Raw genomic sequence first — 20,995 nt, forward strand, 5'->3', positions numbered from 1 at the left:
GAGGAAATCGACTGATGGTTATTATGGCGTAAAGAAACTTGAGTCCTGCGTTGAGGTCTATCTATTACTGGCGTTGTGAGAAAGTTAAGGAGGTTACCGCATGTATTTTGGTATCATTTTGGAAACCAATGATCCTGAGCAGGCTTGGAATGGACTTCGTTTTGCTAATACGGCGCAACAAAAAGGTCATGTCGTAAAGCTGTTTTTAATGGGTGCCGGAGTTGAAGTTGAACGGATCAATGGTGAAAAGTTTAACGCCAGTGCGGAACTTGAAGATTTTGTCGCCAATGGAGGCCTTGTATTAGCTTGCGGTACCTGCATTAAATCCAGAAACCAGGATTCTTCAGAGCTATGCCCGTTATCGACCATGAATGACTGTGTCGAGATGGTCAAGTGGGCAGATAAAACGGTTACCTTTTAGAGCTTATTGGGCAGCGACCTTGCGAATAGCACTTTACAGAAATGCCTGGGGCGGTAAGCGATGACCATGCCTGTTGATCTCGGTCAGAGAATGGCGATATAGTGGTTACAGGAGCTGTTTATTGTTTTCGACCTTAGTTATAGGTGTGTGCTGTTGCTGTAAGTAAGGCGTTGCAGGATTGCTGAATTGAAAGGGAGCCATGAGTGACATAAAAACGCTCTCAGCTGATCAACTGCGAGTTACATTTACCGCTGAGAATCTTCAGTTCGAGACGACGGCAGAGCTGAAGGACATCAGTGAAATGCTTGGCCAGGACCGCGCGTTAAAAGCAATGCGTTTTGGCACCGATATGCCAAACTCGGGCTATAATCTTTATGCCTTAGGTCAGGCTGGAGTCGGCAAGCATACTGCCATATCACGATACCTTAAAGAAAAAGCCTCTTCGGCAGAGGTTCCGCCCGACTGGATTTATGTTAATAACTTTAAAGACGCGACCAAACCACGGTCTATGCGGTTACCGGCGGGACGTGGAAAGATGTTGCGCATGGATATGCAGGAGTTAGTGGCGCAACTGAAAACGACCATTCCTGCTGCCTTTGAAAGTAAAGAATACAAAGCCCGCATCGATCAGATCAATTCAGAGTTTGAAGAAAAGCAGCAAGCCGCCTTTACTCAATTAACGAAAGACGCTGAAGAAAAACACGTTAAGGTTTTGCAAAGCCCTGGCGAATTTACTTTCGCTCCAACCAAAGATGGTAAGACCATGGACTCCGAGGAGTTCCAGAAACTTTCCGAGGAAGAGAAAGAGTCTATCAGTGAGAATATTAAAAGTCTGGAAGAGCAGCTACAGGACATTTTACATGTTCAGATCCCAAAGTGGCGCAAGGAAGAGTGGCAGCTTACCAAGAAAGTGAACGATGAGGTCACCCTTAACACTGTCAGACAAAGTGTTGATCCATTAAGAAAGAAGTATGTTGAATTTGAATCGATAGGTAAGTATTTGTATGAGGTCGAAGAAGATGTCATTGATAATGTCGACCTGTTTGCAGGCAAGTCGGAATCCAGACCAAGTTTTTTAGAAGCAAATACGGAGTCAGCGTTGCAGCGCTATGAGGTTAATGTTCTGGTTGACCATAATAAACAGAATGGCGCACCCGTGATTTATGAAGCTAATCCAAACTATACAAATTTATTAGGGCGTGTTGAACATTCTTCTGAGCTGGGTACCTTAGTAACTAATTTCACCTTGATTAAACCGGGGGCTTTACATTGCGCTAATGGCGGCTATTTGTTACTTGAGGCGCACAAGTTATTGATGCAGCCTTTTGCCTGGGAAGCTCTGAAACAGGCTTTATATTCTAAGGAAGTGCGAATTCAGTCGTTGGACAATATGCTGAGTATGGTGAGTACCATATCGTTGGAGCCCGAGTCTATTCCTCTTAACGTTAAAGTGGTCTTGATAGGGGAGCGCCTGCTGTACTACTTGTTGGCTGAGTATGATTCTGAGTTTAAAGAACTGTTTAAAGTGGCAGTAGATTTTGAAGATAATTTTAAACGCGCCGATCTGAATGAAATGTTGTACGCGCATTTATTGGCGACACTGATACGCAAGCACCAGCTGCTGGACTTTGAGCGAGATGCAGTAGCCGCGGTTATTGAACAAAGCATGCGGATGACAGGGGACAGTGAGAAGTTTTCGGCGCATATGGGTCATCTTATTAACCTGTTAAGCGAGTCAAGCTTCTGGGCCGGTGAGTCTGACAGGGATATTGTGGAAGCAAAGGATGTTAAACGGGCCATCACAGAGCAAATAGATCGAAGTGACAGAATTCGTGATCGGATACAGGAAGCAATTTTGCGTGGTACCGTTATGATCGACACGGACAACGCTGTGGTTGGGCAAACCAATGGCTTGTCGGTGATTAAAATGGGGGAAGCCAGCTTTGGCTTTCCAACACGGATCACTGCCACCACTCGCTCGGGGGAAGGGAATCTGGTGGATATCGAACGTGAGGTGGAACTGGGAGGTCCGATTCATTCGAAAGGCGTTTACATACTCTCCAGTTATTTGGGGGCTCGTTATTCTCAACTAACACCACTATCACTGACGGCAAGTATCACTTTCGAGCAATCATATGGAGGCGTTGAGGGCGATAGTGCGTCGCTTGCTGAGTTGTGTTCGTTGCTCTCGTCATTATCAAAATTACCAATAAAACAATCACTGGCGATAACTGGCTCAGTGAATCAACATGGCAAGGTGCAGGCCATTGGTGGTGTTAATGAAAAAATTGAAGGCTTTTTTGATATCTGTCAGCAACGTGGACTAAACGGAGACCAAGGGGTATTAATACCGGCAGCTAATGTTAAGCATCTGATGTTGCACGAGGACGTCGTTGAAGCGGTTCGGGAAGAAAAGTTTAGCGTGTATGCGATTAGCAATGTAGATGAGGCGATTACGCTATTAACAGGCGTTGATGCTGGCCAGGCGGATAAAGAAGGAAGTTTCAAAGACGGCACGGTGAACCAAAGAGTGTGTACCCGTTTGCAGGCTTTTGCCGACATAAGGAGCCGGTTTGGCTCAAAGGGAAACGGTAAAAACAAAGCATAACGAAACACCCAGCAGAACAGGAGAGGCCCTGCGTATTATAGTGCTAGCACTGTATCGTTCGGTTAGCGCAAGGAAGGCATTTCCCCAGAGGTATCTTACCTTGATTAAGTCCCGTTCTGACTAAAGTCATGGCTCATAAAAGTGGTGATAACTGCTGATGACTTTGCTATAACACAAACAAGTTTACCTAATTGGTGAGTGTATGAAAATCATCCGCAGTAAGCAGTTCAAGGCCGATAGAGCCTGGGGGGCAACTGAAATTGCAAACATGAATGGTATTACTACTCGCTTACACTGGACCGATGAACCTTATCGGTGGCACGTCAATGATGGTGAGGAGGTGTTTGCGGTGCTGGATGGAAAGGTCGACATGTTTTACCGCGAGAACGGGAAGGAGTTCTCTACCATATTAAAGTCAGGTGATATATTTTATGCCTCAGTAGGGACTGAGCACGTAGCGCATCCCATTGGGCAGGCCAGGGTCCTGGTGGTTGAGTCAGAAGGAAGCATTTAATCTGGTGGTAACAAGCAAGGAGATCTAAGCGTGACTTATGAAGAGTTTAATGACTTTTGTCAAAAATTACCGGCTACGACCTATGTCATGCAGTGGCGAAGTTCTCATGTGTGGAAGGTCGGTGGTAAGGTGTTTGCCATCGGTGGCTGGGATAAGTCAAGAGAGCAGCCTGCTTTTACTTTTAAAGTATCTGAGCATAACTATATGGTGTTACAGGATCAGCCAGGTTTCAGGCCCGCACCTTACCTGGCCTCACGAGGTATGAAATGGATCCAGCAATATGAGGTGACAGCAGACACCATTGATGAATTAAAGTATTACCTGACAGAGTCACACCGGATTGTATCTTTAGGTTTAACCAAGAAAAAGCAGAACGAGTTAGGCCTTAACCAGTAAACAGTATTGATGAATAAAGAGTATAAAAAGCAAATAGTGCGTTATTGGAATGTATAAATGAGCAACCTAATTTCAAGATGGAACGGGAGTTTCGCCAATGATTTCTCATACGATGATTGGAACCAATGATATCGAAAAAGCCGATCGATTTTATCAAAAAATTCTGCCTCCGATGGGAGGCAGGCAAATTTACAAATCGGAACAGGTGATGTTCTGGGAGTTTGAGCAGGGCGGTGCGAAGTTTGCTGTCAGTAAGCCTTTTGATAGCAAACCGGCTACCTATGGTAATGGTACTATGGTGGCGTTTCAGTTACAGAGTAAAGCTCAGGTAAGACAGCTGTATGCTGCGGCGATCGATCATGGTGGCGGTTGTGAAGGGGAACCCGGAGAAAGAAATTCGGGCGCATTCTATGGAGCATATTTCCGTGATCTGGATGGTAATAAGGTGGCTCTATTCTATCGTCCACCTCAGGAAGGTTAGTTCTCTGGCGAGAGAGCTGTGTAAATCAGTATTGGAATAGAAGTTATGTATAACACTATAGAGCAAGTCGCACCGATTGATGACTTTATGCGACTGAGAGAAGTCTCGGGTTTAACACCAAGACCGAGAGCGGCGGCAGAGAAAGGACTGCCGCACAGCTTGTACGGTGTGCATATTATTGTCGATGACAAGGCTATTGCGATGGGGCGTGTGGTCGGTGATGGCGGTTTGAATTTTGACGTGGTCGATGTTGCCGTTGATCCTGACCATCAGGGAAAAGGCTTGGGGCGGCAGGTTATGCAATACATTATGGCCTATCTGGATCGGGAGGCGCCATCTGGTGCTTATATTACGCTTATGGCTGACGTTCCTGAGCTGTATCTGAAGTTCGGTTTTAAGTTTGGTAGCCCGGAGACCGAAGGCATGTATATCGTCAAGTCATAGAGGTAAAGCCACAATCTGCGGCGGTGAGTTATGAAAGCAAGTACTCCCATAAAGGCATTACTGGTGTGGTTTATCATACTGGTGCTGGCTGTTATGAATGGCCTGTTACGAGAGGCTTTGCTCACTCCGCTATTCGGCGTTCCATCAAGCTTTATCATCAGTGGCATATTGCTTTCGCTGTTGATTATGTTGGTCAGCTATATAACCATCCCATGGCTGGTGCCTCGTAACAATTGGCAGCTAGTGGCTATTGGCTTTGGTTGGTTGAGTTTGACGATTGTCTTTGAGTTTTCGTTGGGACTATGGCAAGGAAAAAAGCTGGCTTTAATACTGGAAGCTTATACTTTCAAGAATGGTAACCTGTGGCCATTGATTTTGCTCGTCACCGTCTGCTCCCCCTATATTGCTGCGAAGATGAGAGGTATACTACCAGCGAATTTCTCGTGACAGCGTTGTGGCTGAATGTTGTTGCGCTAAAAATATTTTTAGAGGTAGATAAAGAATGTCAGATTGCGGTTGCGGGGCAGAACAGGCCGATAAGCTCGAGAAGAAAACATTACGAATGCTTCTTGCCATTAACGCCTTTATGTTTGTGGTCGAGTTGGGATTAGGCTGGGTGGCGCAGTCGACAGGATTGATCGCCGACTCGTTGGATATGTTGGCTGACGCGGCGGTATACGGTCTTTCGCTCTATGCTGTGGGCAAGGGTGTGTTACGACAGGCGAAAGCTGCGCATGTCAGTGGTGTTTTACAGATTATATTAGGCCTGGGGGTTCTGTTTGAGGTCGCTCGGCGGTTAATGTTTGGCAGTGAGCCGCAAAGCGTTCTCATTATTACGGTAGGTGCTGTCGCTCTATTGGCCAATATCATGTGCCTGGTCTTAATATCCAAGCATAAAGAAGGCGGTGTGCATATGCGGGCTTCCTGGATATTCTCGACCAATGATGTAATTGCTAATCTTGGGGTAATTATATCCGGTATTCTTGTTGCAGTCATTGGCAGCCGTATTCCGGACTTAGTTATCGGCTCCATTATTGCGTTAGTGGTTATTCGCGGTGGGGTCAAAATCTTGCAAGATGCCAAAGCTACGCGAAGTGCGGCTTCACGGGTAGATTTAAGGTAAGCATTATGATTGCAAGAATGTGGAAAGGCTGGACTACAGTTGAAAACGCACCGAAATATGAAAAGCTTTTTGTGGAGAAAATTCTACCGAAAGTAACCAGCGGCGTAGAAGGTTATATCAGTACGAATTTACTTAAAAGGGATAGTGGTAGTGAAGTGGAGTTTACAACTATTTTTTGGTTTGAGTCTCTGCAGGCTGTAAAGCAGTTTGCAGGAGAACACTTCGAACATGCTGTGGTACCTGAAGAAGCAAGACAAGTGTTAAGTCGGTTCGACGAGTCGGTGTCTCATTACGAGAAAATCCTATAACTTGGACAAAGGTCTATAAGGAAGCGTATGCAAAATTCACCTGTTAATTTCGCAGAGAAATTTTCAAAATTTAACGATTTGTGGTCGCCTAAAGTTATTGCCGAAATGAATAACTATCAATTTAAGCTGGCGAAAGTTGAAGGTGAGTTTGTGTGGCATGAACACCCGGATACGGATGAAGTGTTTATTGTTCTGGAAGGTCAGCTTGATATCGAACTTAGGGATAAAACAGTAACGCTACACGAGGGTGAAATGTTTGTGGTGCCGAAAGGTGTTGAGCATAAACCCGTGGCTAAGTCTGAATGCAAAATTATGCTGGTAGAACCGAAAGGCGTGGTTAATACGGGCGACTCGGGCGGGGAGCTTACTGCAGAAACCGATGTCTGGATCTAGGATAACCGGCCAAGTATTTGAAGTGTCGGCGCACATAGTAACCGGGCGGGTCGCTTAAGGAATTCAGCTCCAGCCAATAATGGTTATTAAATAATGATTAATTAAAGTATGGCTACAAAGATCAGTATTCATCCGGTAACTACCAAAGAGTCAACAGCGCTTGGCCAGCTGATGGTGGAGGTCTATTCAAGCCTTGAAGGTTTCCCATCGCCACAGGAGCAGCCGGACTATTATCGGATGCTGGAGCGAGTTGGTGAGTTAGCGACGAAACCTGGTACCGAGGTTTTTGTGGCGAGTAAGGACGGTGTGCTGCTGGGCGGTGTGGTCTATTTTTCAGATATGGGCCAATACGGTTCGGGGGGTAGTGCTACACAACAGAAGCATGCGTCGGGATTTCGTCTGTTAGCGGTAAGTAAATCAGCACGAGGGCTGGGCGTTGGCAAAGCACTAACCGAGTTTTGCATCAAACAGGCGGTAGCGGGCGGTAATCAGGAATTAATTATTCATACGACTGAAGCGATGAAGCTAGCCTGGAGCATGTATGAACGACTGGGTTTTAAGCGCTCTGAAGATCTGGACTTTTTACAACAGGGATTTCCCGTATTTGGTTTTAAGTTGGCGCTGTCGAATCGTAATAATGATCAGACATCACCATAGGCCAGCATGCTGTTAATTGCAGCTTGGAAGGTACTCGGCCGGAAAACAGTTGAGACATAAGCTCAAATCGGTGCTCGAGTCACCCAAGGTTATTATCTATTGTGGTGGCGGTGCTGCCGCTACATCAAACGCCATTACCCATTCCAGTTATCAGTTTTAATACCCTCGGTGCGAACTTCCCTCTATCTGCTTCGAGATAGTGACGTAAACTCATCAGAAAGGTTGTCGATTTCATGCTGCAGTGTGCATTCATTTCTGAAGGTTCCTCCCAGTTATTATGAGTTAAGACAAGGAGCGTCTGCTCGCCCTAGTCTGAGGGATGGAAAGTAAGCTCGGTTTCAACCCACTCCCCAAGGCCGTCGAGACACTGCCATCGAATGGCTTTATTCGGACTCGGCTTTTCCACCTTCATCCGCATGGCTGCTTTAAGGCCATCATTATCATCAGTAAAAGCGATCTTAATCTCTCCACCGGGTTGTTCGTTGTCCTGTGTTTCTTTGGTCCACCACTTCGAAAGTCCGTCGATGGTACTTAGGGCGTGATAGAGGAGTTAGGTATAGGCCCGGTACAGCAGGTGAAGGTGGTGCATCGTCACCTGCGGTAAACGTGAAGTAAATTATCACTTGCATTTTGCAAGCAAATAAACTATAAATAGATTACTTGCATATTGCAAGTTAATATGGTGGCAAGCGTAAATGACTAAAAAAGAAAAAGGTATGCGTTCGCATTGTCCGGTGAATTATGGACTGGAAATGTTTGGTGATCGTTGGGCCCTGTTGATACTCCGAGATATCATTTTCCGCGGTAAGCGGACCTATGGTGAGTTTTTAAAATCGGAAGAAGGTTTCTCAACCAATATTTTGGCATCGCGCCTGGAGAATTTGATTAACGCAGGAATTTTGCAGCGGAGTAAAGATAAGGATGATGGTCGGAAAGATATTTATTCCGTGACGGAAAAAGGGCTGGATTTGATTCCTGTGATCTTTGAAATCGTTCTGTGGAGTGCGAAATACGATGCCGAGTCACAAGCTAAGCGCATCCCTCGGTTAGTTGAACTCATAGATAAAGATAACCGCAGCTTAAGTAAATCGGTACGAGAGAAAGTGAAGCGAGGAGAGGCCATCGTCAAAGATTATTTGGATTGAATGCACTTAATATGGAAAAGGAGAAACGTATGTATGCAATTAGACATCGGTTTGGAATTAAGGCATCAGCGGACAAGGTGTTCCAGTTGCTGACAACTGATGAAGGCCTGAAAGGCTGGTGGACCAAGGATGTGACCGGCGCTGGCGATACGGGCTCGGTAATTCAGTTTCGATTTAATGGCAATGGCCCAGATTTTAAGGTAACAGAGCTAACCCCGGGTAAGCGAGTGCGATGGCAGTATTCGGGAGGCGTACCAGAGGAGTGGCAAGGCACGGAAATCGTATTCGATTTACAGGAAGATGGTGACAAAACCCGTATAGATTTTTCCCATGCCAACTGGAAAGAAGCAAGTAATCTGGCGGCTCACTGCAACATGAAGTGGGCAGTCTTTTTACTGAGTTTAAAGCAGCTGGCTGAAACTGGAACAGGTCGAGCATTTCCAAATGATATTCAAATCGAAGATTGAGGGTAATAAGCTGGGAGCAGTTTAACTCATTGCCGGGCTAAAGAATTTAATGAGTCAGTGTCATTAAAACGCTTAAGCGCGGAATAACAGACTTTATTTCAAAGAACATGGTAACAGGAGTATTATTATGGTGTACAAAGGAAGCTGCCATTGTGGCGACATCAAATTTGAAGTTGAAGGCGATATTGATGCAGCAATATCGTGTAATTGCTCTATCTGTCAGAAAAAGGGTTCACTGCTGTGGATGGTGCCTAGAAATCAATTAAAGCTAGTAAGCTCAGAAAGCGAGTTAAAGCCTTATACCTTTAATAGTCATAAGATTAAACATCAGTTTTGTACAAACTGTGGAATGCATCCATTTTGTGACGCCGTGGATCCAGAGGGTAACGCTGTCGCCGCGGTAAATATCCGATGTTTAGATAATGTTAACTTAGACAAGGTAGAGGTAAAGGAATTTGATGGGCGATCACTGTAAACAGACCAAACAAGGTCATAAACTGTTCTCTTACGGTACTCTGCAGCAGGAGAAGGTTCAACTGGAAACCTTCGGCCGAAAACTTGAAGGGAGTAAGGATGTTCTCGTTGGTTATAAGGTCGGACAGACGACAATAACCGACAAGGCGGTTATTGCTGCGAGTGGCAAGCGAATTCATCCCATTTTAAAGTATACCGGCAGTCTAGAAGACAAAGTCGAAGGAATGGTTTTTGAGATTTCGGCTGAGGAATTAGAGCAGGCTGATGCGTATGAAGTAAAAGACTATTGTCGTACGACGGGAGAACTGCAGTCTGGCCGAGAGGCATGGATATATACGGAGGCATAAGGCGATCAATATTGGTTGTATGAGTAATAGACTTGAGTTAAGTTGAGCACAGTTTACGCGATATGAAATACTTATGACTCATGATGAAAAGATCTGTTGGTTTTGTGAGGCCGAGAGGGCGGATAAAACTTATCAGGTTAACTTGAAAAAAGAAGAACAACGTGAACTGGTGGAAGTTCCAGCTTGTTCAAACTGCCAGTCTATCCATAAAAAAACGGTTAAAAATTTTCTTATTCTGTTTTTCACCATAGCCGTCGGTGGTGCTGTAGCAACCATGTTATACCTGTTGGTCTCCGAAACGGAGTTTAGTGGCTCTGGGATACCGATTGGTGCAGGTATCGCGCTGGCATGGAGTATCCCCGCTTTATTTATTGCCTTCCTTTGGAATAAAAAAATCAGCAAAGGCGTTAAGCCACAACGTAAAATATTGCAGTATCCGCCGCTTAAAGCAAAACTGGATGCCGGATATAACATCACCCCGCTCGCTTAACTTTAAAAAGTCGCTTGACCTCATGTTTACTTGAGGTTTTAAACTGGAATGACATTGGGTATTCGAAGGAGCAAAACCATGTCAGTTGCAAACCCTGTTATCCGGGTTGATAAGTTTAGTGTCCCCCAGAAGTCCATGAAGTCATTCATGGCTCTTGTCGAAAAAACTCACGGGTTATTACAACAGCAACCGGGCTTTATCCGAGAGCTCATTCTGGAGCAAGTCGATGGCGCAAGTAAGTTTAATATTGTGACGATCGCCGAGCGGCAGGAGCAGACGGCGATTGAGCGTGCGCAGCGTGTTATTACGGAATTTCACGAGGTGAAGGCATTTAAGCCAAAAGAAACCATGCAGCGCCTGGGTATTGAAGCAGACTTCGGAAACTATCAGCCAAGACGTCGCTCAGCACAAGGGGAAGAAAGTGAAACAGATTAGGGAAGGCTTATGGCAAACACGAGTTGAGCGACCTGCACCGGGGTTGAAGACTCATGCTTACTTTTGGCAGCGTGAGGCAGGCAATATCTTGTTTTATAACACCGGACACAGCGATGAAATCGCCAGCATGAAAGAGCTGGGCGGTGTTGCCTATCAGTTGCTCAGTCACCGGGATGAGTTGGGAGAGAGCTTAAAAACGATTCAAACGCTATATGGTTCGCAGCTGGGCGGACATAAGGCGGAGCTTAACGATTATCGTCACTATGTGAAGCCGAATATCCTATTTGAGGAAAGTGGTAGGTTGTTTGATGACTTGGAAGTTATTTATACGCCCGGGCATAGTCCGGGGAGTGTCTGTTTTTACCTGACGCTGTCTGATAGTAGCCGCTGTTTGTTTAGCGGAGATACCTTGTACCTTAATGACAAAAAGGGATTATCTCCGGGCATGTTGCCAGGCTCTGAACGAAAGGCGTTAAAACAGAGTATTAAGCGCTTAAGGAAGTATCATCCAGATCTGGTGATATCGAGTGCTTTTGCTGGCGAATCCGGCTGGAAAGAGGTTGTCGATTGGCAGCAAGAGCTAGAGGATGCACTGGCCCAGCTGACTTGAATTCGTAACAGGGCTGGAAATCGGTTCATGCCGAGCCTGGAATAGTTTTCCGATTAAAACAACCAGCGGTAAAGTAGAGCATGAGTTACTTTTAAATCGGTGACTCCCTTCGTCGATTTGGGTAGCCCCGCCCTGCAACAGCTAGGTTTTTATGGGTAAATATTTGATATCAATAAAACAACTGCCATAAAATGAGTTAATATCTTATTGATTCCAGGGCAGTGCATGGATCTTCTGAAGAAAAATCGACCGTTAGCGATGTTCGTTGGCTTACCGGTATTGTTATTAGTCAGTAATGCAGTGGAAGCAGCAGAAAACACAGCTACAGCTATTGATCAGTGGGATATAGTGCTGCTAGCAGTCTACGTCTTTATTGCGCTGTTTTTTTCTTTTGTGTGCTCAATTGCCGAAGCCGTGCTGTTGAGTATTACCCCCTCCTATATCGAGCACCTACAGCAGGAACGCCCAAAGCGTGCTTTACTGTTAAAACGATTACGTCTGGATAACGTTGATCGCTCGTTGGCGGCTATTCTGACTTTAAATACCATTGCACACACCGTGGGTGCTATCGTTGCAGGGGCAAAAGCGACGGTGGTGTTTGGAAGCGCCTGGATTGGTTTGTTTTCAGCGCTAATGACGTTGGCGATTTTGTTCTTCTCTGAAATTATTCCGAAAACGATAGGAGCGGTTTATTGGGGAAAGCTGGCGCCAGTGACAGCTGTTTTTGTACGTTGGCTGACCAAGGTGCTGTATCCTTTGATCTGGATTTCGGAGGGATTGACCAAACTGATTTCGCGTGGCAAGCAGCAACATATTTTCAGCCGTGAAGAGTTTCTGGCGATGGCAGGTTTAGGTAAAAAAACCGGGGATATCGATGAACATGAATCAAGGATTATTCATAACCTGTTCCGATTAAACTCGTTGAAAGCTAAAGACATCATGACCCCCCGGCGGGTGATTCATTATATGCAGGAGAGTGATCGAATCGCTGATATCTTTGATCATGTGGTTGAATCCAAATTTTCCAGAATTCCGATTTACAGTAATGATATTGACGACATTACAGCCTTTGTATTGAAAGATGATGTGCTCATGGCACAGGCGCAAGGAAAAGAAACGCTAGAGCTGAAAGCGATCCAGCGTCAAATGGTCTGCGTGCTGGATGAGATGTCGCTGCCACATCTATTGGAGACCCTGTTGAATCAAAAGCAACACATTGCTCTGGTGGTTGATGAATACGGTGATACGCGCGGGTTGGTGACGTTGGAGGATTTAGTTGAAACGCTGTTAGGTATGGAAATTATGGATGAGGTGGATGAGGTCAAGGATATGCAAAAGCTGGCGAGGCAGCAGTGGTTACAGCGTGCACAGGCGAGGGGGCTGATCGATGAGGAAATTGAGCAGGAGCAGTCGAAAAGCAACAATGATAAAGAGGGCTAGTCGGATAGAAAACTCCTCTGATTGTAAAATCTGCCAAAAGTGTGAGCTTTGTCTTTGAACTGAGTTATGCTAGGTTATAACTGCTGTTCAAATTAGATGGATTAATGCGTGCTGCAAACTTGTCGCAAACACTACCTCTGCAAATACCATAAAGCGATCATATCCCTTTATCCGCTACGCTATTTATCTGTGCATCCGATACTGGGCTGTCTTATTGTCCTGTTGTTAATTTTGTCCCCCTTATCCCGCGCCAGTGAAAAAGATCCGATCGAAACGAGAAACGAGCAGCAGATTGTGTTTGATGAACTGTACAAAGGAATTGATACCGGTGATGTGGAAATTGACTCGCTGGAAGATCGAGATGAGTATCTGGAATCTTTACAGGCGGCGCTACCCGAAGGGGATGATGTCAGGCGCCGCCAGTATGAATTTTACGTTTGTGTCACGGGCTATGGCTTTGAGTTTAACCAAGCAATTGAGGTTGCCGAAAGCTATATAAAGCAGGCGCAGCAGGCCGGAGATAAGGAAGCTGAAGCCCGGTTCTACTATTGTTTAGCCGAATATGAGGCTGCCAGTGCATTGTGGAAAGATTCCATTGACTCTATTAATCAGTCGATAAAAGTATCACAATCCATTGAGCATAAAGAATATTGGGCCTGGGGGCTGGCTTTTCGCTGTTCGATCCGTTCATTGGTCGGCGAATTTGCCAATTCACTGGTCGACTGTCTTAAAGCTCGAGAGCTGTACGGAGAAGCCAACAAGGAGGCAACCGGCGACGAGTTGTTATTCGATATCGGCATAGCGTACCGGCGAATTGGTTTTTATGACAAGGCTCTCGAATACTTTGATGAAATGGAGGCTTTGGCTACAGAAGAGGGGTTGTTGGTCGGCCGGGTGCAGACTGCGATCCAGAAAAGCTTTGTCTATTATGATCAGGAGGACTATACCAGGGCTTTGCAGTTACAGAAAAAAGCACTGGCGTTATCTGAACAAGATGAATATAGCGCACAATCTGCTAGCGCCAGGGTTGCCGTTGCGACAAGTCTCAACAAACTGCAACGTTTTAGTGAGGCTAAAGAAGAGTTAGAGCTGGCACAGAGCCTGCTTGAAGAGTTTGGTTTAACCCGCAGCAATGAAATGATAGAGATGCAGATGGGAATTGCTCTCGATGGCTTGGAGCTGCACACCCTGGCCAAACAACATTTTGAGCGAGCCGAACAATTGATGAAAGCGGGGGGTAATCGCCGCTATTTATCCATGTTGTACGAAGCTCGTGCTAACAATCATCAGCTGCTGGGTGATGAAAAGGCCGCGCTACAGGCGATGCAAAAACATATGGCGTTATCCCGGGCGCTAGAAAAAGATCGGGAACAGCAACAAATATTAATACTCAGGTACCAGTTTGATAGTGAGCGCAGCGAGCTGGAAAATAAGAAACTGTTAGCTGAGAAAAAGCTGCAGGAAACCGAAGTCGAGGCACTGAAGCGAGCCCAACACTGGCAGATGATAGCGATCATTATGGGTGGTTTGCTGACGTTGGTTTTATTATTTTTGATAGTTCGTCAGTTAGGCTTATCGCGACGCCTAAAAAGACAGGCACTAACCGATAGTCTGACTGGAGTTGCCAACCGTCGTTATATTGAAGATTATTGCCAAACCATATTACAACAGGCAAAACGTGAGCAGGTGGACGCAAGCATCATCGTTTTTGATATTGATAATTTTAAACAGATTAATGATCAGTATGGTCATGTGATGGGAGATGAAGTGTTAAAGGCCTTGAGTACATTTTGTCAAACCATACTCAGACAAAAGGATAAGCTTGGGCGTTACGGTGGGGAAGAGTTTGTTGTGGTGTTGCCCCAGGCTAATTTGAACAATGCTTACCAAGTGGCGGAGCGTCTACGCACGGGTGCTGAGGCATTGACTTTTGGTGATAAGGATAAACCGTTTAACGTCACCATTAGCCTCGGGGTGGCCGAATTCAATCAGGAAGAAACCATGGATCGCCTTATCGACAGGGCAGATGATGCGTTATATCGAGCAAAAGCACAGGGCCGAAATCGCACCTTAAAGGCTGAGTAAATAAAGAACCAGGCACCTGTCGAGACCAGAACCGGATAAATGATAAGACAAGTTTAAGACTTGTATATAAGCATATCGTCAATCTGTGATTTTTCTACAAAAAGCTAATTCGTTATATATCAAATAGTTATCTCGTTTTTGCACGTCTCTCAATATGATAAAAATAAATTTTTTTATTGTTTATCAATGGCTTATGAGTTTTCTTGACATTTTCATGAAGTGATAAAAGTACACTCGGATTAATGAAGTAAAAAATAAATTGCTAGAAATCAGTTGGTTAGGATCTTGTCGTGGAGGCTAAAGGAAGCAGGATTTCATCGTCAAAATGCATGACGCTTAGTAACACTTTGAAATATTAATTCTTGCTAATCTAAATGTGTCGAGTGAATTATTGAGGAGACACTAAGATGACAAACGAACATGACAAACCCAAAGATGAAAATGCTGAGAATGATAAACCTGAATCGAATGATCAGGAGTCAGTAAATCAGAAGCAAGAAGGTGCTGGGCAAGACGAGAATGTGGTTGAAGGTGAGGCTGAAGTGGTCAGCAGCGAAGAAGCAAGCTCGGAGGAGAAAAATTGGGCCATGATAAGTCATATTGCTGCTTTTGCGGCTTTGATTCCGCTGGTACCGCTGATTGGCATGGTTTTAGGTCCATTATTTGTGTGGTTATTTAAGAAAGAAGAGATGCCGTTGGTTGCTCAAAATGGTATCGAAGCGCTGAACTTTAATATCACAATGTTTATTGCCTACTGCGTGGCTTTGGTTTTATGCATTATTTTGATTGGTATTCCTATTCTGGTTGGTCTGGTGATATTCCACTTTATCGTGACCATCTTGGCGGCAATTAAAGCGAGTGAGGGTGGCGTATACCAATATCCTTTCTCAATAAAGTTAGTTAAATAGTTGGCAGACTCTCTCTCCAGCTAACGGTGGCGGCTTCGGCCGCCTTTTTTGGTATGATACGGGGATAGAATAAATGTAGGGTTTGTATGGATGAAGAAGTGGTTGGGTATTGCGATAGCCGGTGTGTTGTTGGTTTGGGTATTTCATCAGGATAAAGTGGAGCTGGGCGAAGGTGTCCTGGCGCCTGTTGAACCGAAACAGACACAGATTGAGAACCCCGTTCCACTTAAGTTCGAAGGTTATACGGTTAAACCATTAGCGGACTTTCATATCACAGCGAAAGTGATTCTACGAGAAGACTATAGTATGGGCAGGGAAGCGGATGTCTCGCCGATGGATCTGGCTCTAGGCTGGGGGCGTATGTCCGATGAGGCAATACTTAAGCATATCAACTTTTCTCAATCCGGCCGTTGGTACCGTTACCGCTATCAATCCGCGCCTATCCCGCAAAAAGAAATCGAAACTCATAGCGCGAATATGCACATGATCCCCGCAGAACCATGGATAGAGGATGATTTAGCGGACATAGTACCGGGGCAGATCATTGAACTGAAAGGGAAGCTGGTTGAAGTGACTGATAAAGACGGTTGGCGCTGGAGAAGTTCGTTACGCCGTGACGATACCGGAAGTGGGGCCTGTGAACTGGTCTATGTCGAAAGTATAAAAATCGTACGAGACGGATAGAATTATCGACTCAGAATCCCTATAATGATCTCATCTCTCGGGGTGCCGTAGCGATTAAGACTTTAATTTGAGCTTGCGCGCGTTAGGCTGAGACTTGGTTGAGATAGCATTAACCAGGAACCCGTATTACCTGATCCGATTAGCATCGGCGGAGGGAAGAGTAGTATCAAGGGTAAAGGTAAGAACCGATCTTGCTGTTTTCTCACCGCCCTTGTCCTATCGTCTTTTTTGCGCCGGTCACAATCGTTGGAGACCCAATTTTTGGAGACCAGTATGGCGAAAAACGATCCTATCGAACTCAACAAACATACCATTACACGCGATCCGCTCCCGGCATCGAAAAAAGTGTATATTGAGGGCGACCTTCATAAAGACATTCGCGTTCCAATGCGTGAGATCGCACTGACGAACGGCGATACAGTTACCGTTTACGATACTTCCGGGCCTTACACGGATCCAGATGCCGAGATCAATGTGCGTAAAGGCCTGGCTGAAACACGTCGCGACTGGGTGTTAGGGCGAGGTGATGTTGAGGAGTACCAAGGTCGCGAAATTAAGGCGATTGATAACGGTTATACCGATGACGACAAGGCTTTTGCTACTCATAACCCGGATTTACAACGTAAGCCTCTGCGTGCAAAACAAGGTCAGAATGTGACGCAATTGCATTATGCGCGCAAGGGCATTATCACGCCAGAGATGGAGTACATCGCGATTCGCGAGAACCAACGTCGACAGGAGTGGCAAGAGACACTAAGTTCAGAGGAACGCGAAAAGCGGTTAAAAGGACATGCTTTTGGCGCTAACACCCCAGATGAAATTACGCCGGAATTTGTACGCAAAGAAATCGCCGAAGGCCGCGCCATTATTCCTGCCAATATCAATCATACCGAGCTGGAGCCGATGATTATTGGCCGTAACTTCCTGGTGAAGATCAATGCTAACATCGGTAACTCAGCAGTTACTTCGAGCATTGAAGAAGAAGTGGAAAAGCTGGTATGGGGTATTCGCTGGGGTGGTGATACGGTAATGGATTTATCCACCGGTAAAAACATTCATGCTACGCGTGATTATATTCTGCGCAACTCGCCAGTGCCGATTGGTACAGTGCCAATTTATCAGGCACTAGAAAAAGTGAATGGTGTGGCTGAAGATCTAACCTGGGAAGTGTTCCGCGATACGCTAATCGAACAGGCTGAACAGGGCGTCGATTACTTTACTATTCATGCCGGCGTGTTGTTACGTTATGTGCCCTTAACGGCCAATCGAGTGACAGGTATCGTTTCACGCGGCGGTTCAATTATGGCCAAGTGGTGTATTGCTCACCATAAAGAGAACTTCCTCTATACCCACTTCGAAGAAATCTGCGAAATCATGAAAGCTTATGATGTCAGCTTCTCGCTGGGTGATGGGTTGCGTCCGGGCTCATTGGCCGATGCGAATGATGAAGCACAGTTTGGTGAGTTAGAAACGCTTGGAGAATTGACTAAAATAGCCTGGAAGCATGACGTTCAGGTGATGATCGAAGGGCCGGGACACGTGCCAATGCACATGATTAAGGACAATATGGACAAGCAGTTAGAGGCTTGCGATGAAGCGCCATTCTATACGCTTGGACCTTTGACTACAGATATCGCACCGGGCTATGACCACATTACGTCAGGTATTGGGGCGGCCATGATCGGTTGGTACGGTTGTGCCATGCTGTGTTATGTGACGCCAAAGGAGCACCTGGGCTTACCGAATCGTGATGATGTTAAAGAAGGTATTATTACTTATAAGCTGGCAGCTCACGCCGCAGATGTAGCGAAAGGTCATCCAGGGGCGCGTCATCGTGATGATGAATTGTCTAAAGCTCGTTTCGATTTCCGCTGGGAAGACCAGTTTAACCTTGGTCTTGATCCTGATACGGCGCGTGAATATCACGACGAAACTTTGCCAAAAGACTCGGCTAAAGTTGCACATTTCTGTTCCATGTGCGGGCCAAAATTCTGCTCCATGCGCATCAGTCAGGACGTACGCGACTATGCTGCGGAGAAAGAAAAGATCGAAGCTGGGATGAAAGAAAAGTCGGAAGAGTTCAAAAAGCAGGGTGGCGAAATTTACGTAGAACTAACCGAGTAAAACGACGTGATGAGACTAGCTATTGTTGGTGCTGGTATTGCTGGTCGTTTGTTGGCCTGGCGTTTAATTAAGTCAGGCCACAGCGTCGAACTGTACGATAAAGCAGTCAGGGGAGAAGAGGCCGCCTGCTCCTTCGCCGCTGCTGGCATTCTATCGCCGTTAGCGGAGCTGGAGATGGCCGAGCCGGATATTTTCCATTTTGGTGTACGCTCGATGGAGCTGTACCAGCAATGGCTGACGCAATTATCGCAGCCAGTATTTTTCCGTCAGATTGGCTCGTTAGTCACAGCGCATGGTAGTGATAAGGTCGAGCTGGAGCATTTTTACAGGTTGATACAACGTAAAGCCGATAACGATGCCTTAAACGATACTCCGGTCGAGAAAGTAAAGGTTGCGGACAAGGAACCAGATTTAAGCCATCTCGGTGATGGTTTGTTTTTACCGAGCGAAGGTCAGGTTGACACCATCGGTTTATTGGCGGCATTGGCAACCGAATTAGAGCAAAGTGACAATTTAATCTGGCATGATGGAACAGAGGTCGATGCGGTCAATCATCAGTCGCTTACCATCGCGGGGAAAACTCAAACGTTCGACTGGGTATTCGATTGTCGTGGCCTGGGCGCAAAAGACGAATTGCCACTTAGAGCGGTACGCGGTGAATTACTGTGGTTACAGGCGCCGGACGTGTCAATACAACACCTGACCCGGCTGATCCATCCGCGTTATCGGATTTATGTGGTACCACGACCAAATGATACTTATATTATCGGCGCAACAGAGATTGAAAGTGACGACTACAGTCCGGTGTCGGTGCGCTCGAGTCTGGAATTGTTATCGGCAGCTTATAGTGTGCACCGCGGCTTTGGTGAGGCTCGAATTATAAAGTCTGTGGTCAACTGTCGTCCCGCCTTACCGGATAACCTGCCAATAATCGATACAGAAGAGGGGTTAACTCGAATCAATGGCTTGTACCGTCATGGTATTTTGATGGCACCGGCAATAGTCGAAGAGGCGATCAACAACTTTGAACAACTCAGTCAGAAGGTAACTCATGCAAGTAATAGTTAATGATGAAGTGCTGGATATAGAGACCGGCATGACTCTGGCACGATTTATTGAATGGTTTCAGCAAACGGGTAATTTTGCTGTCGCCATTAATATGGAATTTGTTCCGCGTTCTCTGTATGCAGAAACGGTGCTACAGGAGAATGATAAGTTGGAGATTGTGCAGCCGATGCAGGGCGGTTAAAAATCCTGGTCGTTGCAACTACTTTGTTAAAAATAATTTTCTGCAAAGTCATTTACTTTTTGTAAACTCCTTTTTGAAAATGATTTTTGCTTCGTATTTGCTTAGCCTGGAATTTTTAACTTCATTATTAAAAGCACTAAGCTTGAATCGTCACTTTTCTTGAGTGGCCAAGAAAAGTGACCAAAAGAAGGCCACTCCGATATTGAGGTCATGTAAACATGACTGCCTGCGTTTTGTCCAAAACATGTAACGCACCAGAGTTTACAGCACTTCCTTGTGCTGAAAACTCTTAACAAAATCATCCAGATTTTGTTTGCTATGTTTTTGACAAATCTTAGCTCAATATTAAGGGGAGCCAATAGTTTGTTTAAAGCCTTGTGCGAAAACTATAGGTCATTAAGAGAATAGAGTATGTTAAAAATCGCTGGTAAAGAAGTTAACAGTCGATTGTTTCTAGGTACGGCATTATATCCGTCGCCACAGATTATGCTGGATGCGATCCGTGCTTCGGCTGCTGATGTAGTGACGGTGTCGGTTCGGCGTGAAGGACAGGGCGGTGAGAATTTCTGGAAGCAGATCAATCAACTGGATTGTCACTGGCTACCCAATACTGCGGGATGCCACACCGTCAAAGAAGCTATTACCACGGCTGAGATGGCGCGGGAAATTTTTCAGACGGACTGGATTAAGTTGGAAGTGATTGGTGATGAGTACAATTTGCAGCCGGATCCCTTTCAGTTGGTTGAGGCGAGTAAGGAGTTGGTAAAGCGCGGTTTTGAAGTATTTCCTTATTGCACCGACGATCTGGTGCTGTGTCAGCGTTTGCTCGATGCAGGCTGTAATATCCTGATGCCATGGGGCGCACCCATAGGTACTGGCCGCGGTCTAAGCGATCCGTATGCGTTACAAACCTTACGCCAGAGATTGCCAGAGATCCCAATGGTGATTGATGCTGGCATTGGGTTACCGTCTCACGCGGCACAGGCGATGGAAATGGGCTTTGATGCCGTGTTACTCAATACGGCAGTGGCGCAGGCGGAAGATCCGGTGATGATGGCTGAAGCTTTTAAAGACGGTGTTGAGGCTGGTCGCAGTGCTTATAAAGCTGGGGCCATGCCGGTGCGGGATATCGCCAAGCCGAGTACGCCGGTCTTAGGCACGCCATTCTGGCAACAGGACAAGGGCGAATAGA

26 protein-coding genes, 1 pseudogene and 1 riboswitch are annotated in these 20,995 nt (G+C 45.8%); of the genes and pseudogenes, 26 read left to right on the forward strand and 1 reads right to left on the reverse strand.

The genetic code is table 11. From position 1 onward, the window contains the following. The first annotated feature begins 100 nt into the window (after positions 1–100). The 11 genes from H7708_RS07420 (at position 101) to H7708_RS07470 (ending at position 7,345) form a co-directional block, all read left to right on the forward strand. Positions 101–421 carry a DsrE family protein gene (locus H7708_RS07420; protein ID WP_223669870.1) on the forward strand — a complete coding sequence of 107 codons (321 nt, stop codon included), beginning with the start codon at positions 101–103 and terminating at the stop codon, positions 419–421. Positions 422–620: 199 nt separating this feature from the next. Further along, a complete protein-coding gene (locus H7708_RS07425; protein ID WP_223669871.1) occupies positions 621–3,029 on the forward strand; it encodes a Lon protease family protein in 2,409 nt (802 codons plus the stop codon). Between the two features lie 202 nt (positions 3,030–3,231). Then, on the forward strand, positions 3,232–3,543 hold the full coding sequence (locus tag H7708_RS07430; RefSeq protein WP_223669872.1) for a cupin domain-containing protein: 312 nt from the start codon (positions 3,232–3,234) through the stop codon (positions 3,541–3,543). A gap of 30 nt (positions 3,544–3,573) precedes the next feature. Then, entirely contained in the window at positions 3,574–3,939 is a 366-nt protein-coding gene (locus H7708_RS07435; protein WP_223669873.1) for an MmcQ/YjbR family DNA-binding protein, read from the forward strand. A 97-nt stretch (positions 3,940–4,036) separates the two neighbouring features. Further along, positions 4,037–4,420 (forward strand): VOC family protein, encoded by a 384-nt coding sequence (locus H7708_RS07440; RefSeq protein ID WP_223669874.1) that lies wholly within the window; start codon positions 4,037–4,039, stop codon positions 4,418–4,420. A 45-nt stretch (positions 4,421–4,465) separates the two neighbouring features. Then, positions 4,466–4,864: a GNAT family N-acetyltransferase gene (locus H7708_RS07445; RefSeq protein ID WP_223669875.1), complete on the forward strand. Its 399-nt coding sequence runs from the start codon at positions 4,466–4,468 to the stop codon at positions 4,862–4,864. 30 nt (positions 4,865–4,894) lie between these two features. Continuing rightward, complete coding sequence (locus tag H7708_RS07450) at positions 4,895–5,311, forward strand: hypothetical protein (protein WP_223669876.1); 417 nt, start codon at positions 4,895–4,897, stop codon at positions 5,309–5,311. A gap of 55 nt (positions 5,312–5,366) precedes the next feature. Beyond that, positions 5,367–5,987 (forward strand): cation transporter, encoded by a 621-nt coding sequence (locus H7708_RS07455; protein ID WP_407929728.1) that lies wholly within the window; start codon positions 5,367–5,369, stop codon positions 5,985–5,987. Between the two features lie 5 nt (positions 5,988–5,992). Beyond that, positions 5,993–6,295 (forward strand): hypothetical protein, encoded by a 303-nt coding sequence (locus tag H7708_RS07460; RefSeq protein WP_223669877.1) that lies wholly within the window; start codon positions 5,993–5,995, stop codon positions 6,293–6,295. Positions 6,296–6,322: 27 nt separating this feature from the next. Next, positions 6,323–6,688 (forward strand): cupin domain-containing protein, encoded by a 366-nt coding sequence (locus tag H7708_RS07465; protein WP_223669878.1) that lies wholly within the window; start codon positions 6,323–6,325, stop codon positions 6,686–6,688. Between the two features lie 108 nt (positions 6,689–6,796). Next, a complete protein-coding gene (locus tag H7708_RS07470) occupies positions 6,797–7,345 on the forward strand; it encodes a GNAT family N-acetyltransferase (RefSeq protein WP_223669879.1) in 549 nt (182 codons plus the stop codon). Between the two features lie 307 nt (positions 7,346–7,652). Here the strand turns inward: H7708_RS07470 and H7708_RS13430 are convergent. Continuing rightward, positions 7,653–7,880 (reverse strand): annotated as a pseudogene (locus H7708_RS13430) (hypothetical protein); the annotation flags it as partial. A 160-nt stretch (positions 7,881–8,040) separates the two neighbouring features. On the opposite strand from H7708_RS13430, the gene H7708_RS07480 reads away from it, so the two are divergent. The 15 genes from H7708_RS07480 to H7708_RS07550 all read left to right on the forward strand — a co-directional run bounded on the left by H7708_RS07480 (position 8,041) and on the right by H7708_RS07550 (position 20,994). Beyond that, entirely contained in the window at positions 8,041–8,490 is a 450-nt protein-coding gene (locus tag H7708_RS07480) for a winged helix-turn-helix transcriptional regulator (RefSeq protein ID WP_223669880.1), read from the forward strand. A gap of 29 nt (positions 8,491–8,519) precedes the next feature. Next, positions 8,520–8,957, forward strand: coding sequence for an SRPBCC family protein (locus H7708_RS07485; RefSeq protein WP_223669881.1), 438 nt, complete (start codon positions 8,520–8,522; stop codon positions 8,955–8,957). Positions 8,958–9,084: 127 nt separating this feature from the next. Next, positions 9,085–9,432 (forward strand): GFA family protein, encoded by a 348-nt coding sequence (locus H7708_RS07490; protein WP_223669882.1) that lies wholly within the window; start codon positions 9,085–9,087, stop codon positions 9,430–9,432. Then, positions 9,416–9,778, forward strand: coding sequence for a gamma-glutamylcyclotransferase family protein (locus H7708_RS07495; RefSeq protein WP_223669883.1), 363 nt, complete (start codon positions 9,416–9,418; stop codon positions 9,776–9,778). The genes H7708_RS07490 and H7708_RS07495 overlap by 17 nt, the downstream gene beginning before the upstream one ends. A 73-nt stretch (positions 9,779–9,851) precedes the next feature. Then, positions 9,852–10,268 (forward strand): hypothetical protein, encoded by a 417-nt coding sequence (locus H7708_RS07500; protein WP_223669884.1) that lies wholly within the window; start codon positions 9,852–9,854, stop codon positions 10,266–10,268. 78 nt (positions 10,269–10,346) lie between these two features. Beyond that, positions 10,347–10,703, forward strand: a complete 357-nt coding sequence (locus H7708_RS07505; protein WP_223669885.1) for a hypothetical protein — start codon at positions 10,347–10,349, stop codon at positions 10,701–10,703. Continuing rightward, entirely contained in the window at positions 10,690–11,313 is a 624-nt protein-coding gene (locus H7708_RS07510) for an MBL fold metallo-hydrolase (RefSeq protein WP_223669886.1), read from the forward strand. Before H7708_RS07505 ends, H7708_RS07510 begins: the two co-directional genes overlap by 14 nt. A gap of 225 nt (positions 11,314–11,538) precedes the next feature. Further along, positions 11,539–12,753 carry a hemolysin family protein gene (locus H7708_RS07515; protein ID WP_223669887.1) on the forward strand — a complete coding sequence of 405 codons (1,215 nt, stop codon included), beginning with the start codon at positions 11,539–11,541 and terminating at the stop codon, positions 12,751–12,753. A 108-nt stretch (positions 12,754–12,861) separates the two neighbouring features. After that, positions 12,862–14,838 (forward strand): sensor domain-containing diguanylate cyclase, encoded by a 1,977-nt coding sequence (locus H7708_RS07520; protein WP_223669888.1) that lies wholly within the window; start codon positions 12,862–12,864, stop codon positions 14,836–14,838. Positions 14,839–15,245: 407 nt separating this feature from the next. Next, positions 15,246–15,746 carry a DUF4870 domain-containing protein gene (locus H7708_RS07525; protein ID WP_223669889.1) on the forward strand — a complete coding sequence of 167 codons (501 nt, stop codon included), beginning with the start codon at positions 15,246–15,248 and terminating at the stop codon, positions 15,744–15,746. Positions 15,747–15,836: 90 nt separating this feature from the next. Further along, positions 15,837–16,430: a hypothetical protein gene (locus H7708_RS07530; protein ID WP_223669890.1), complete on the forward strand. Its 594-nt coding sequence runs from the start codon at positions 15,837–15,839 to the stop codon at positions 16,428–16,430. Positions 16,431–16,458: 28 nt separating this feature from the next. Then, a riboswitch (TPP riboswitch) is annotated at positions 16,459–16,604 on the forward strand. A gap of 99 nt (positions 16,605–16,703) precedes the next feature. Then, on the forward strand, positions 16,704–18,554 hold the full coding sequence (gene thiC / locus H7708_RS07535; RefSeq protein ID WP_223669891.1) for a phosphomethylpyrimidine synthase ThiC: 1,851 nt from the start codon (positions 16,704–16,706) through the stop codon (positions 18,552–18,554). 9 nt (positions 18,555–18,563) lie between these two features. After that, positions 18,564–19,622 (forward strand): glycine oxidase ThiO, encoded by a 1,059-nt coding sequence (thiO, locus tag H7708_RS07540; protein ID WP_223669979.1) that lies wholly within the window; start codon positions 18,564–18,566, stop codon positions 19,620–19,622. Then, positions 19,606–19,803: a sulfur carrier protein ThiS gene (gene thiS / locus H7708_RS07545; protein WP_223669892.1), complete on the forward strand. Its 198-nt coding sequence runs from the start codon at positions 19,606–19,608 to the stop codon at positions 19,801–19,803. The genes thiO and thiS overlap by 17 nt, the downstream gene beginning before the upstream one ends. 411 nt (positions 19,804–20,214) lie before the next feature. Further along, positions 20,215–20,994 (forward strand): thiazole synthase, encoded by a 780-nt coding sequence (locus tag H7708_RS07550; RefSeq protein WP_223669893.1) that lies wholly within the window; start codon positions 20,215–20,217, stop codon positions 20,992–20,994. Position 20,995 lies beyond the last annotated feature (1 nt).

The organism is Kangiella shandongensis, assembly GCF_020005365.1.
In the GTDB taxonomy this organism is placed as follows: Bacteria; Pseudomonadota; Gammaproteobacteria; order Enterobacterales; family Kangiellaceae; genus Kangiella; species Kangiella shandongensis.

What these genes read in the sequence shown, in the direction of transcription:
- H7708_RS07440 (WP_223669874.1), top strand. Translation starts at nt 4,037, where the DNA reads ATGATTTCTCATACGATGATTGGAACCAATGATATCGAAAAAGCCGAT.
- H7708_RS07550 (WP_223669893.1), top strand. Translation starts at nt 20,215, where the DNA reads ATGTTAAAAATCGCTGGTAAAGAAGTTAACAGTCGATTGTTTCTAGGT.
- H7708_RS07425 (WP_223669871.1), top strand. Translation starts at nt 621, where the DNA reads ATGAGTGACATAAAAACGCTCTCAGCTGATCAACTGCGAGTTACATTT.
- H7708_RS07450 (WP_223669876.1), top strand. Translation starts at nt 4,895, where the DNA reads ATGAAAGCAAGTACTCCCATAAAGGCATTACTGGTGTGGTTTATCATA.
- H7708_RS07455 (WP_407929728.1), top strand. Translation starts at nt 5,367, where the DNA reads ATGTCAGATTGCGGTTGCGGGGCAGAACAGGCCGATAAGCTCGAGAAG.
- H7708_RS07525 (WP_223669889.1), top strand. Translation starts at nt 15,246, where the DNA reads ATGACAAACGAACATGACAAACCCAAAGATGAAAATGCTGAGAATGAT.
- H7708_RS07515 (WP_223669887.1), top strand. Translation starts at nt 11,539, where the DNA reads ATGGATCTTCTGAAGAAAAATCGACCGTTAGCGATGTTCGTTGGCTTA.
- H7708_RS07480 (WP_223669880.1), top strand. Translation starts at nt 8,041, where the DNA reads ATGACTAAAAAAGAAAAAGGTATGCGTTCGCATTGTCCGGTGAATTAT.
- H7708_RS07530 (WP_223669890.1), top strand. Translation starts at nt 15,837, where the DNA reads ATGAAGAAGTGGTTGGGTATTGCGATAGCCGGTGTGTTGTTGGTTTGG.
- H7708_RS07505 (WP_223669885.1), top strand. Translation starts at nt 10,347, where the DNA reads ATGTCAGTTGCAAACCCTGTTATCCGGGTTGATAAGTTTAGTGTCCCC.
- H7708_RS07445 (WP_223669875.1), top strand. Translation starts at nt 4,466, where the DNA reads ATGTATAACACTATAGAGCAAGTCGCACCGATTGATGACTTTATGCGA.
- H7708_RS07495 (WP_223669883.1), top strand. Translation starts at nt 9,416, where the DNA reads ATGGGCGATCACTGTAAACAGACCAAACAAGGTCATAAACTGTTCTCT.
- thiO (WP_223669979.1), top strand. Translation starts at nt 18,564, where the DNA reads ATGAGACTAGCTATTGTTGGTGCTGGTATTGCTGGTCGTTTGTTGGCC.
- thiS (WP_223669892.1), top strand. Translation starts at nt 19,606, where the DNA reads ATGCAAGTAATAGTTAATGATGAAGTGCTGGATATAGAGACCGGCATG.
- thiC (WP_223669891.1), top strand. Translation starts at nt 16,704, where the DNA reads ATGGCGAAAAACGATCCTATCGAACTCAACAAACATACCATTACACGC.
- H7708_RS07430 (WP_223669872.1), top strand. Translation starts at nt 3,232, where the DNA reads ATGAAAATCATCCGCAGTAAGCAGTTCAAGGCCGATAGAGCCTGGGGG.
- H7708_RS07485 (WP_223669881.1), top strand. Translation starts at nt 8,520, where the DNA reads ATGTATGCAATTAGACATCGGTTTGGAATTAAGGCATCAGCGGACAAG.
- H7708_RS07490 (WP_223669882.1), top strand. Translation starts at nt 9,085, where the DNA reads ATGGTGTACAAAGGAAGCTGCCATTGTGGCGACATCAAATTTGAAGTT.
- H7708_RS07500 (WP_223669884.1), top strand. Translation starts at nt 9,852, where the DNA reads ATGACTCATGATGAAAAGATCTGTTGGTTTTGTGAGGCCGAGAGGGCG.
- H7708_RS07470 (WP_223669879.1), top strand. Translation starts at nt 6,797, where the DNA reads ATGGCTACAAAGATCAGTATTCATCCGGTAACTACCAAAGAGTCAACA.
- H7708_RS07465 (WP_223669878.1), top strand. Translation starts at nt 6,323, where the DNA reads ATGCAAAATTCACCTGTTAATTTCGCAGAGAAATTTTCAAAATTTAAC.
- H7708_RS07420 (WP_223669870.1), top strand. Translation starts at nt 101, where the DNA reads ATGTATTTTGGTATCATTTTGGAAACCAATGATCCTGAGCAGGCTTGG.
- H7708_RS07460 (WP_223669877.1), top strand. Translation starts at nt 5,993, where the DNA reads ATGATTGCAAGAATGTGGAAAGGCTGGACTACAGTTGAAAACGCACCG.